The organism is Maribacter flavus (assembly GCF_008386635.1).
Lineage (GTDB): Bacteria > Bacteroidota > Bacteroidia > Flavobacteriales > Flavobacteriaceae > Maribacter > Maribacter flavus.
The window spans coordinates 157,671-169,794 of sequence record NZ_VUOE01000001.1 but is presented as its reverse complement, the minus strand read 5'-3'; the positions used below and the strand labels follow the sequence as shown (position 1 = coordinate 169,794).

Below are 12,124 nucleotides of genomic sequence, written 5' to 3'. Positions count from 1 at the left end.
ACGTATTTTATTGTTGAATCATTCGTACATATCGGATAAAGCCCTTGCCTTCCTTTTTGGCCGATAGATTTTCCGTGGTAAGGTCAAACTCCAGATCGTCCTTATAATATTCCTGGTCCTCTACGGCGGATTCAAATCGGATTTTGTATCCAGCGTCGATTTTATCCGTCGGGATGTTCAAAACGGTCATTTTGCGTTGCCCGCCCGTAACGGTCTCACCCACTATAGCATCGAGGTTAGGCCGTCTGATACCATAAATTTGCTTCCACCATTCTTCCAGGTCACGGTACCATTCATTATCATCGCCCTGAACGTACAAGGTTTCTTGATACTTGCCATTACCGTCCAAAATGGACACCACGATGTAGGCTCCTTCGCCTTCGTAATTGGTGAGCTGGATCATACATTTATAGGAGGTGGTTTCAGTAGCTTTGCCAAAGGCCAGTAGGGCTAAACTGACGATAGTCATTATCGGGATAAAAAACTTTTTCATTCTTTAAATTATATTTTTAAAAAATCCAACGCTACGTTGTGCTTTTGTAACAATTCGTTTTCGTTCGCCAGATCGTAGACCGTTTCTTCAAATTCGGTTTTTGCACTCACGTCCGCCCCCATGGAAATCAGATACTTTAACATGTCTTCGTTATCGGATGACATTGCGGCAAAGTGAAGTGCAGTGATTCCATCCTCATTTTTTTGATTGACATCGATTTCCAAATCCTCCAATCGCTTTAAGAGTGCCAAGTTGTTGGCCTTGGCCGCAAGATGTAAGAGCGTGTTACCATGGCCCTGCTTTTCGGTCATAGTTAGTCCGGCTTCTTGAAGTAGGTTCCACTTTTTTTCAAACGGGGCGGTATTTTGGGGATTGTAATTTTGAATCAGGTAATAGACAAGAGAATTCCCGTCGGTATCCAATGCGCTTGCGTCTGCACCACGTTCCAATAGGAAATCGACCACCTCGGCACTATTCCTTTCCACAGCCATCATTAGCGCATTTCTACCTTTGTCATTGGTTAAATCCATATCCTCCACATGTTTTGCCAAAAGCTCAACAACCTCAAGGACGTTTCCGGATGCAGCAATCATAAATGGGGTTTGGCCTTCCTTGTCCTTCAAATTTGTCGAAACCCCCGATGCTATAAAATGTTCGAACAAGGGAAGGTCCTTATTCCTTCCTGAAATTATATGCAGCAGGTTTTTGCCTTCTTTGTTTACAAGTTGGTTGGAAAGACCAAGACCTTCCAAATATTCAAAGACCTCCTTGCCGTTTTGATTCCTACGTGTTCCTCTGGCAGCCATAAAGAGGGCATTCTCTCCATCAGTAGTTACTTTTTTATAATCCAGTCTATTTTCTGCCAAGGTCTTTAGCAGGGCGATATCCCCGCCACGGGAGGCATACTGGAAGACCCCGTTACCAGTATCGTCCGCACTGTTTAGCGGTAGCCCTTTATCCATAAAATATTGGAGCAACTCAAAAGTATCAGCTCCAGAGGATGCCAGTAACAAAGCGTTTGCACCGTTGTGGGTGGTCGCTTTTACGTCCGCTCCATTTTCAAGAAGGGCATCAAAAATTTGGGTATCCGTTACTCCAGAATTAGCAGCAAAGTTGATTACGGAATAGCCATGGGCGTCCACTGCCGCGGCATCAGAACCCTGGTCGAGTAGGTATTTGACCAATTCCAGGTTTCCTGCGTACGCGGCCCAGTGCAGGTAAATTCTGCCATCATGGGTCAATTTAGCAACACCGTTACCTTCTTTGGCGATGATATGTGCCATGGTTTTGGTATTTACCTTTTGTAAAATGGCGTAGGTGGGACCATCAAAATAGGCGGCGTTACGCTCCGTAATGTCGTGTCCTTCCTGTATCGTAGCCTCAACCTCTTGTATGGAAGGATTATTGTTCCAATATTCCCTTTTCAAAAAAGGGTTTTCCTGTGCTGCCAAACCCAAACAAAATGCTGCCGTGAAGATGGCACTTAAAATGTTCTTCATGACTTATTTGCTTTTAAGGGCTACTTTGGAATTTTCTTCTACGACGAAGGAATCTATGACCGCTCCAATTTTATCGGCACTTGAAACTTCATCTTCGAACAAGTGCTTGTAAAGTACCTTGTTGTCCACCTTTTCCTTTAACACCAAATCGGTTTCTTTTGCGAACACCTCGTCCCATTTGTCACGGACCATGGCCCATTTGCCATCATTCGCGATCCACCAATCGGCCGCAGCTTTACAGCGTGCATCTGGAACCTTTACATAGGTATTGTAGCCTTTTTCCTTGGCCAAGATGAAATCGGCCTCTCCATCCTTACGGACTATTTTGGAATTGTCTTGATCGTGCACCCATCCATCGGAGGTAATTTCATGTCGGTTACCGCGCATGGTGAGGTTGTAATCGCCCCGGGTCGTGTATTCCCTTCTGGGCAATGGGGCAGGTGTTGTGTTTTCCCAATAACTGGTTCCATCCACATGCACCCAAGAGGCACTCCCTTCATACCTTGGACTGTCGTCTACCTGATAGACTTTTTGTGTCCACTGTCCCGCGACTTCATTTTTAGGTTTTTGGGTGTAGTTCCATTCGTTATCACCATTGTATAAATAGAAATCCGTGTTTTCATACAACCAATCCTGTCTCCAGTGTTTTACGATCATGGGTTCTGCTGGATTGCCTACCTGTAGAATATGCTGAATTACGATCTTGTCGTCTTCATCAGTTACCAATTGGGCCCATTCCAGACCTTTATCCACCTTTGTCTTGGAAGGTTTGTACAAGGAATCCTGACTGTAATTAAAGGTTTCGGCAAAGTTGAAGGTTACTTCAAAACAGCCGCACATCTCCTTTATGGATTCTTGGTCCTTCTCCTTTTTGGTCTGGGCAAAAACGCTCGCTCCCACCAGAACGAACATTACGGTAAACAACTGTACTCTTTTCATTTTTTATAGATGTTAAAGTTTAGGATTCGTTGATTTTTTTATTCAGTTTATTTAGACTGATTTAAAATAATAATTATTTTTGAGCCAAATTTATACAGAATGAGTCTAAATAAAAATAATTTAACGTTAATTTTTTTCACGCTTTACCTAACATTCACCATAGGACAGGTGGAAGAAAGAAGAGACTCCATTCTGACACAAGATTTGGAGGAGGTAGTAGTCACAGCTACCAGAACGGTTAGACAATTATCCTCACTGCCCTTGCCGGTAACCTTGATTCCTAAAACCCAATTGGAGCAAACAGGGGTTACTCGGTTAGACGAGATTTTGAACGAACAAACGGGAATCATCATGACTCCCGATGCCACCGTTGGCGGGGGCGAAGGAGTACAAATACAAGGAATTGCCTCGGATTACGTATTGGTTTTGATCGATGGTGTTCCCGTAGTGGGGCGCAGTTCTGGCAATTTGGATCTGAGTCGGTTTGCCATTGGCAACATCAAGCAGATCGAGGTGGTCAAAGGCCCCTCTAGTAGTCTCTTTGGTTCCGAAGCCCTTGGGGGCGTCATCAATATTATTACTGAAAAGCCTTCATCAGAGAACATCAGCGGACAGCTAAGCCATCGCATGGCCACGTTCAACCATCATAACAGTAATTTTAGCATCAACCAACGTAAGGAGGATCTTGGTTATTCCTTTTTTGTGGATAGGCTCAGCACGGATGGTTATGACCTAGCCTCCGGTGATGTAGGGCAGACGGTAAATCCTTTTGACAACTATACGTTGAGCGGCCGCCTTTTCTACGATGCATCGGAAAAACTTGATTTCTTCGTCTCTGGCCGATTCTTTCATCAGGACTTTGACGTAGCCCCCAGTACCAGCATGGAACAGGATTTAAACCTATTGGTACGGGCTAATCACGACCCTTCTTCCAAAACGAATCTACAATATGAACTTTACTATACCAATTATATAACCGATGAGGAATCGTTGGATATTTTGACCGATGAGGTGCTTTTGGCGAACGACTTCAATCAGAAACTGTTCCGTCCAGAGGTAAGGTTTAACCAAAAATTTGGGGAAAACACCTTTACACTGGGCGTAGGGGGCAATTTGGAAACCTTACAGCGAAACCTTTTCGCCAATAACGTTTCCTTTTTTTCGCAATATGTCTTTTCCCAGTATGATTTTACGCCTTTGGAAGGCCTAAATGTGATTGCGGGCATTCGGTTTGACAATCACAGCGAATACAATTCCCAACTGAGCCCTAAACTTTCGGCGCGGTATGAAATATCGCCAAGCCTTGCCGTCAAAGGTTCCGTGGGCAGCGGTTTCAAGGCCCCGGATTTTAGGCAGTTGTACCTCGATTTTACCAATGCATCGGGTGGGGGGTACTCTGTTTTTGGCAAGGAAGTGGAAGCACAGGGCATTCAGCGATTGCAGGAAAATGGTGAGATTGCCAATTTGGCCGTAAACCCTGCCCAATTGGGTCAACGGCTCAATGCGGAAAGTTCCATTGGATATAATTTGGGCATGACCCTAAAATCGGGAAAATTAACGACCGAGGTCAACCTGTTCCGCAACGATTTCACGAATCTTATCGACACCCAAATCCTTGCCTCCAAGACCAACGGTCAGAACGTTTTTGGCTATATCAATCGGGAACGGGTGTACACGCAGGGACTTGAAACCGATATTAAATTCAACGGCATTAAAAACCTGAGTCTTTCCGGTGGATATCAACTACTATTCGCCTATGATAAGGACCAGGAAGATGCCTTAGTACAAGGGAACGTTTTTGCGCGCGACCCGGAAACCCTACAGACCGTGCGTTTGGAGCGAAGCCAGTACTTTGGTCTGGAAAACCGTTCCCGCCACACCTTTAATTTCAAGGTATTTTATGAAATCCCAAAATGGGATGCCAATGCCAATTTAAGGGTCGTTTATAGGAGCAAGTTCGGACTTACCGATAGAAACGGGAACGACCTTCTGGACGATTTTGACAACAGTTTTGTGGACGGGTATTCCTTGGTGAACCTATCCTTGGGAAAAACCCTCTTCAAGCATTACCAGCTACAGTTGGGAGCCAACAATCTTTTGGACTTTAAGGGGAGCAACCCCCTCGCTTTACAGGATAACGAGGTTCTGATAAATCCTGGTATTCAATTATTCACTCGATTAAACATTACATTTTAAATTTAGATTTTTATGAAAACAACGTTAAAACTTTTTACCTTTCTAATGGTGGTTTTTTCCTTTTTGGCCTGTAGCGATGATGATGGCGACGCGGTATCGGAATTTACGGTAACCACTATTTCACCAGAATCCGGCACCGTGGGTACCGAAATTAGAATTACCGGAACCGATTTTCCATCGGACGCTTCCAATATTTCAGTTTCATTCAATGGAATTCCGGCCACTGTTACTTCGGTCTCCACTACCGAAATTGTAACTACGGTTCCATCCGGGGCAACTTCCGGACAGATTGAAATATCGGCGAACGGGTTCAGAAAAACATCGGCAGCCACCTTTACGGTCCTATCCAATCTGGTTTCGGACACCGTGTCTAATTTAGAAGCCCCACAAACAGGGGGGCAGGGACAACCCATAGGAGGCCCATTTACAAAATTTAGTTTTGAGACCGGGGCCGTTACGGACAGTGAAACGGATTGGGACATTGCCTTTCGAGGTACGACCATAGCGGTGAATGGCGGTACGGCTACGGGTACCAATGAGGAGCCTACGAGGAACGGCAATGGTGGGGCAACGGTACAAAATGGGATTTTTTCCGATATCACAAGTGCCGATGGACTCTCCTTTGATCAGGATGCGGCAGGTTCCTTTGCCGTACCTGCGGGAAGCGGCGAAGGATGGTACAATTACAATCCGGCCACCTTTACGGTGACCCCTATTCCGGGCAGGATTTTGGTATTTAGGACCCATGATGGGAAATTTGCCAAGGTCGAGATTATAAGTTATTATAGGGACGCACCTGCGGAGCCGGATGCATTTTTAAATGAATCCAGGGTTTATACCTTCAATTATGTGTACAATCCCAACGAGGGCGAAACAGCGCTGGAATAAAATAGGTTGATAGGATTCCTTATGACCGAGTAATTCTCCTTGAATTGCTCGGTTTTTTTATGTCGGTTACATTAATTTGACTTAAAAAATAGGAATGAATGAACGCTTTTTTTAGGATTTTCAAGATTAGGGTACCTTTCGTAGCTACTTTGATTGAATACCCCTTTCTATCGAATGAATTATCCCAATTAAAAAGCGTATATTTGCACGCAATTAAATCCTTAATTGCATGGAAGCCCACCTTAATAAAATTCTTGGAGAAGGCCTTACGTATGACGACGTACTTTTGGTACCTGCGTATTCAGAAGTACTGCCCCGCGAAGTAAATATCCAATCCAAGTTCACCCGAAATATAACCATCAATGTCCCCATAATTTCTGCGGCGATGGATACCGTGACCGAATCCCGCATGGCAATTGCAATCGCGCAAGAAGGCGGCATAGGGGTGCTTCACAAAAACATGACGATAGAGCAGCAGGCCCTTAAAGTGAGGAAGGTCAAAAGGGCGGAAAGTGGAATGATCTTGGATCCCGTGACCATGCCGTTGCATTCCACGGTCAAGGATGCCAAGGCCAATATGAAGGAACACAGTATTGGCGGAATTCCCATTGTGGATGATGAAGGCAAGCTGATTGGAATCGTAACAAATAGGGATTTACGATTCGAAAAGAATAATGACCGACCCATTTCGGAGGTAATGACCTCGGAGAACTTGGTCACCGCGGGGGAAGGAACTTCCCTATCCGAAGCTGAGGACATCTTACAGGAGCACAAAATTGAAAAACTTCCGGTCGTAGACAAGAACAACAAATTAATCGGTCTCATCACCTTTAGGGACATCACCAAACTTACCCAAAAGCCCATTGCCAACAAGGACCAGTATGGCCGTTTGCGCGTTGCTGCGGCTTTGGGGGTGACCATGGATGCCGTGGATCGCGCGGAGGCCTTGGTGAATGCCGGAGTGGATGCCGTTGTTATCGATACCGCCCACGGACATACGAAAGGCGTGGTTACCATACTAAAGGAAGTCAAAAAGAAATTTCCGGATCTGGATGTGATCGTGGGGAATATTGCCACGGGCGAAGCTGCAAAATATTTGGTGGATGCTGGTGCCGATGCCGTCAAAGTCGGGATTGGTCCTGGCTCTATTTGTACCACGAGGGTCGTGGCCGGAGTAGGATTTCCACAATTCTCGGCCGTGTTGGAGGTCGCTGCAGCCATTAAAGGTTCCGGGGTTCCCGTTATTGCAGATGGCGGTATTCGTTACACAGGCGATATTCCCAAGGCTATTGCCGCAGGTGCGGACACTGTTATGTTAGGTTCGCTTTTGGCTGGAACGAAGGAGTCCCCCGGGGAAACCATTATCTACGAAGGCCGAAAATTCAAAAGTTATAGGGGCATGGGCTCCGTGGAAGCCATGAAGCAAGGTAGCAAGGACCGTTACTTTCAGGATGTGGAGGACGATATCAAAAAATTGGTTCCTGAGGGCATTGTGGGTAGGGTTCCCTATAAAGGTGACTTGTTCGAAAGCATCCATCAATTTGTTGGCGGGCTTAGGGCCGGGATGGGCTACTGTGGGGCCAAGGACATCGCGACATTAAAGGAGACAGGTCGATTCGTAAAGATTACAGCGAGCGGAATCAACGAGAGCCATCCACATGATGTGACCATTACCAAGGAATCTCCTAATTATAGTAGGTAGATTATTTGGATTATTATAGAAGATTATCTTTAGAGGTAGCTGCTCAAAATATTCTTCCTTATTCCTCGTTTGATTGATAAATTAGTATAAAACTATATGGGAAAAAGTAAGCCCTTTTTTGCAATTAAATTTCTTTGTGGAATATTCTTTCTCCTATCGTGTTCTAATGAAAATGATTCAGATATAGGCAAAGATTTACAGTTGATAGTTTCTCCGAACAATTTGGAGTTGTTACAAGGTGAATCAGGTACCATTTTTATTTCTTCCCAACCTGAAGGAAGACTCGAGTGGCGAATAGGTAGTAAGCCAAACTGGATTTCTTTTTCTCCTTCCAGTGGTATTTTGGACGGTACGATTGATGAAATTTTGGTTACCACGGAGGTTTCCGGTTTAAACGTTGGTTGGAACACTGGTTCGGTAGAAATAATTTCAAGTTCGGCTGGTAAAAAGTTGATGGATGTATCGGTATTTATAGAAACTCCTCAAATTTCTCAAATGGCCATATCAAAGAGCATTCTGGAATTTGATTATCAAGAAGATTCAACCGAGTTTTACATTAAAAATTCAGGTGGTTTGGACTTTAATTGGACCATTAATAATCAAAATGATTATTTAACAGTTTCTCCAGACTCAGGTTTTTTGGCTATAGGTGATTCTATTTTGGTAACCTCAACTGTTGATAGAACCGAGTTAGAAACGAATATCTATGAATATTCTTTAAATATTGGAAATAATCAACAGAACGCTTTGGAGCTGCCTGTCAATATAAAGGCCTATAAAGAGGAAAAATGGATATTGGATAATGGTCAAATTGTGGATGCTGAATATGATCGAAATTATGACAAAATAATTGCGGTTTCAGAATTTCCAAACCAAATTCTTAATATTAATCCAGTTTCTCAGGGAATTCAATCATTGGATTTGAACTTACCGCCTACCAGCGTATCTATTAGTCAAGATGGTAATTTAGCCGTAGTTGGTCATGATGGATATATTTCCTATATAAATTTATCATCTATGGAATTGATTCAAATGTACAGCGTCACAACGGACGTATTTGATATTGTTTTGGGACCAAACAATTGGGCATATGCCTTTCCACGTGTAGATCAGCATGAACGTATTAGGTGTATTGATTTGTCCACTGGAAATGAGACACAAAACACAGGAAATACCATTTATGCGGGGACTAGGGCCAAGTTGCATCCTAGCGGCAGTTATATTTATGGCGCAGATAATGGTCTTTCCCCGTCCGATTTTGAAAAGTATGACATTTCTGGAGGGACTGCACATTATCTTTACGATTCTCCATATCACGGTGATTTTGAATTTAGCGGAAATATTTGGATATCTGAATCTGGGGATAAATTATTTTCTAGGGCCAGGAATGTATTTAACGCTTCAGAGAATCAAACGAATGATATGACATATAGCGGAAAATTATTAGGTGAGCAAGGAAAACGTATTTCGACTATGGATTCCCATGCAGAAGCAAATGTAATATATACTATCGTAGACGAAGGGTTATGGGATTGGGATTATAAACCTGGAGGTGTTGTTAAAAAATACACCGAAGATTTTTACAACTTCCAAGGCGAAATAGAGTTGCCAAAGTTTTTAGGAACGGATACGAATGGCAATTTTTCCCTTTTCTCGTCTCACGGGTATTTTGGCTTTTTTAATTCCGCAGGTTCCCAGTTTTACGTAATAGTTAAGGCCGACGAGGAGAACAACTCGGCAGTTAGATGGGGTATTTCCACTATAACTGTTGATTAATGTCAACTGATATCCTATTTTAGTTTATTGGATTATCTTTTTGTTTAGAAGTTGAACCCTTCGAAGGTCATCGGCGGCTTGCCATAACTTGTTTTTAAGGGAGGGGTTTAGTTCCGGATTATCCTTCAAATATTCTTGCATGATTTCGTAGGCTTCGTTTGAGGTATGATTACCTATGGTGCTGCTCAACCAGCGTTTTGGAAAGAAAATATCGCCTGTTTGTTGTATTTCATCCAAAAGGTTTAGACTGGGCCTAAGGTGTTTCAAGGCAAATTCTTGGTGGAGGGGATGATTAATATTATTCAATGCCGATGCCGTCCAAACTTCCTTTGAACGGTTCTTTTCAAGTTTCATGGATTCCATAAAGTCGCTTTTTACCGATGCATCCTGTGAAACGGAAGGTAGCAGGAAGTTGAAGCGTTCCAATTTGTCCGGATTGTCAAGGGCGTTTTTAGCCGTTTGCAAAATTTCCTGTGATTCAGGATGTTGATAGAGTGCTAGGTCCAAGGCCATTTCGGTAAAGTCATCCTTGTTCAGTCGAAGATTGGATATTTCGATTTTTTTGGACCAAATATCGTACAACTGTTGGAAGGAAGCTCCTGTGTAAGCCACCGACTGGAAGGTCGAGAACAAGGTCTTTTTCTTGTTAGGGGTAAGGTCCTTTTGCAATTGGGACCACAAATTATCCGTTATTTTGGATTGCTCCAAGTGACGTTCCTCTTCCGATAAGTATTTCCAGAACAAGCTCTTCAAATACCCCGATAACAAATTCGCTAACAATTCATTTTCTTCCAGATACAATCGGTTTTCATAAAAACGCAGTAGCTCCAAAGGTTCAATAGCACCGTTCAAAGCATTTTCATAGGCGTTTATGTACAGGGAACCTCTAGCGACTTCATCACACATGATCGCTATAGTCTCAAAAGCTTCAGGATGTATTGGAAATACGCCATATCCCATACCATCGGAATTATAAAGGACTGCGAGTGGTTTCTGAAGTCCAAGGGCCTGGGTGACTTCCAGTTTGTCACCGGTAAATTCCACCGGAATTCTTAGGATGGAATCGGGATAGACCAAGGAAATCTCAAAAATCTGGGGCCAAATTTGGTCCGAAGCATCTTCGGCCATTTGTATCAATTCCAAAGAGGAAATCTTGCCGACCTCCGTATATGTTACACTATCCTTGAAAATGGGCCTGCCGGAACTATTTACCCAGACCTCGCTCCAAGAAAGAAGGTCTATATCCGTACGGTTATCCAAAATTTTCACGAGGTCGTTCCAATTCGCATTCGAATTTTGATAGGTTTTTATGTATTCCTGAATACCTTTTTGAAAGTTTTCCTTACCCAAGACCGCTTCCAACTGTCGCATCATAATGGGCGCCTTGTTATAGATGATACTGCCATAAAGCGAACCCGCATTGTTGAGGTTTTTCAATTCTTGCCTGATAGGATTCGTACCTTTTGTACGGTCTTCACCGTAAGCACTTGGGTAATGGCCCACCATAAATGCCAATTCATGGTTTATGGTAGGAAACGCGGGATTTACGATTTTATCCGCCATGAAGTTGGCAAAAACTTCCTTCATCCAAACATCATTGAACCAGTCCATGGTTACCAAATCCCCAAACCACATATGGGAAGTTTCATGGGCAATCAGTTTGGCCCTGCCCAGTTTTCTGTTTTCCGTAGCGCTGCCATCCAAAAAAAGGGAACTTTCCTTGTATTGAATGGCCCCCACATGTTCCATACCGCCGTATTGAAAGCCTGGAATCGTGGCAAATTCGAGTTTTTGAAAGGGGAAGGGAAAATCGGTATAGGATTCGAGAAACACTTTGGAACTGTGGTGCAACTGGAAAATGGAATCGATACTATAACTGATTTTTTCTTCATCGGTTTCCCGATATAACATTTTCATAGGAAAATTGGCTATGGCCATTTCTTCGGATTTAAACTTTCCCGCCACGAAGGAAAAAAGATACGTGCTCATTTTGTCCGACTCCCCAAACCGATGTTCCGTACATCCGTTTTTGGTGAACTGGTCAATTTCTGGAGCGGCACAGAGTACTTTCCAGTTTTCAGGGGCGGTAATTGTCAGCGAGTAGGTAGCTTTTAAATTAGGCTGGTCAAAGCAGGGAAAAAGCGTTCGTGCCCGATCTGGTACCAGAAGGGTGTATAGATAGTCTTCATTTCTGTTTAGTGAAAGTTCACCGGCTAAAAAATCGATTTCCAAGGAGTTTTTCCCCTTTACCAAATTGGACTTTGGAATTCTGATGTGCTCGTTTTGGTGCTGGATTTCAATGGGTCTTCCATTGACCACGATTTTTTTTAAATGATCTGGATGCTCCTTAAAATCCAAATAGAAATCCTTACTGCCCAGAAGTTCAAATGTCAGTGTTTCACTGGCGAATATGGGTTTTTCCAAGGAATCCGGTATGTGAAAATGGAGTTTATACTGTATGTTTTTGAAGGTCTCGGACCGTTCTTGAGCCAATTCCAAAGACACCCCTGGTTCAGCTTGTATAGGGTTGCTGCCATTCGGTTTGCAAGAAACTATTAGTATGATACCAAGTAGGAAGGTGTAACGCATAAATTGATTTTGAGATAGAAAAGTAGCGATTAAAATTCCATG

At 43.3% G+C, this 12,124-nt stretch carries 8 protein-coding genes; 4 read left to right on the top strand and 4 right to left on the bottom strand.

The features are described from left to right. Positions 1–7 precede the first annotated feature (7 nt). The 3 genes from F0361_RS00705 to F0361_RS00695 are packed head-to-tail and all read right to left on the bottom strand — an operon-like array spanning position 8 to position 2,931. Entirely contained in the window at positions 8–493 is a 486-nt protein-coding gene (locus F0361_RS00705; protein ID WP_154916801.1) for a DUF2271 domain-containing protein, read from the bottom strand. An 8-nt stretch (positions 494–501) separates the two neighbouring features. Beyond that, complete coding sequence (locus F0361_RS00700) at positions 502–1,992, bottom strand: ankyrin repeat domain-containing protein (RefSeq protein ID WP_154916800.1); 1,491 nt, start codon at positions 1,990–1,992, stop codon at positions 502–504. A 3-nt stretch (positions 1,993–1,995) separates the two neighbouring features. Further along, on the bottom strand, positions 1,996–2,931 hold the full coding sequence (locus F0361_RS00695) for a DUF6607 family protein (protein ID WP_154916799.1): 936 nt from the start codon (positions 2,929–2,931) through the stop codon (positions 1,996–1,998). 99 nt (positions 2,932–3,030) lie between these two features. Here F0361_RS00695 and F0361_RS00690 point away from each other — a divergent pair, with 99 nt between their 5' ends. The 4 genes from F0361_RS00690 to F0361_RS00675 all read left to right on the top strand — a co-directional run bounded on the left by F0361_RS00690 (position 3,031) and on the right by F0361_RS00675 (position 9,493). Further along, complete coding sequence (locus F0361_RS00690) at positions 3,031–5,127, top strand: TonB-dependent receptor plug domain-containing protein (protein ID WP_154916798.1); 2,097 nt, start codon at positions 3,031–3,033, stop codon at positions 5,125–5,127. Between the two features lie 12 nt (positions 5,128–5,139). After that, the gene (locus F0361_RS00685; protein WP_246160784.1) at positions 5,140–6,015 is read left to right on the top strand and encodes an IPT/TIG domain-containing protein; all 876 of its coding nucleotides are present in this window, start codon (positions 5,140–5,142) and stop codon (positions 6,013–6,015) included. A gap of 229 nt (positions 6,016–6,244) precedes the next feature. Next, positions 6,245–7,717 (top strand): IMP dehydrogenase, encoded by a 1,473-nt coding sequence (guaB, locus tag F0361_RS00680; RefSeq protein WP_154916797.1) that lies wholly within the window; start codon positions 6,245–6,247, stop codon positions 7,715–7,717. 96 nt (positions 7,718–7,813) lie between these two features. Continuing rightward, positions 7,814–9,493 carry a BACON domain-containing protein gene (locus tag F0361_RS00675; RefSeq protein ID WP_154916796.1) on the top strand — a complete coding sequence of 560 codons (1,680 nt, stop codon included), beginning with the start codon at positions 7,814–7,816 and terminating at the stop codon, positions 9,491–9,493. 24 nt (positions 9,494–9,517) lie between these two features. Here F0361_RS00675 and F0361_RS00670 read toward each other — a convergent pair whose 3' ends face one another. Continuing rightward, positions 9,518–12,082, bottom strand: a complete 2,565-nt coding sequence (locus F0361_RS00670; RefSeq protein WP_154916795.1) for a M1 family metallopeptidase — start codon at positions 12,080–12,082, stop codon at positions 9,518–9,520. Positions 12,083–12,124 lie beyond the last annotated feature (42 nt).

Excerpts from the sequence above, each read along its gene's own strand:
- F0361_RS00705 (WP_154916801.1), bottom strand. The coding sequence starts at position 493 with ATGAAAAAGTTTTTTATCCCGATAATGACTATCGTCAGTTTAGCCCTA.
- guaB (WP_154916797.1), top strand. The coding sequence starts at position 6,245 with ATGGAAGCCCACCTTAATAAAATTCTTGGAGAAGGCCTTACGTATGAC.
- F0361_RS00670 (WP_154916795.1), bottom strand. The coding sequence starts at position 12,082 with ATGCGTTACACCTTCCTACTTGGTATCATACTAATAGTTTCTTGCAAA.
- F0361_RS00675 (WP_154916796.1), top strand. The coding sequence starts at position 7,814 with ATGGGAAAAAGTAAGCCCTTTTTTGCAATTAAATTTCTTTGTGGAATA.
- F0361_RS00685 (WP_246160784.1), top strand. The coding sequence starts at position 5,140 with ATGAAAACAACGTTAAAACTTTTTACCTTTCTAATGGTGGTTTTTTCC.
- F0361_RS00700 (WP_154916800.1), bottom strand. The coding sequence starts at position 1,992 with ATGAAGAACATTTTAAGTGCCATCTTCACGGCAGCATTTTGTTTGGGT.
- F0361_RS00695 (WP_154916799.1), bottom strand. The coding sequence starts at position 2,931 with ATGAAAAGAGTACAGTTGTTTACCGTAATGTTCGTTCTGGTGGGAGCG.
- F0361_RS00690 (WP_154916798.1), top strand. The coding sequence starts at position 3,031 with ATGAGTCTAAATAAAAATAATTTAACGTTAATTTTTTTCACGCTTTAC.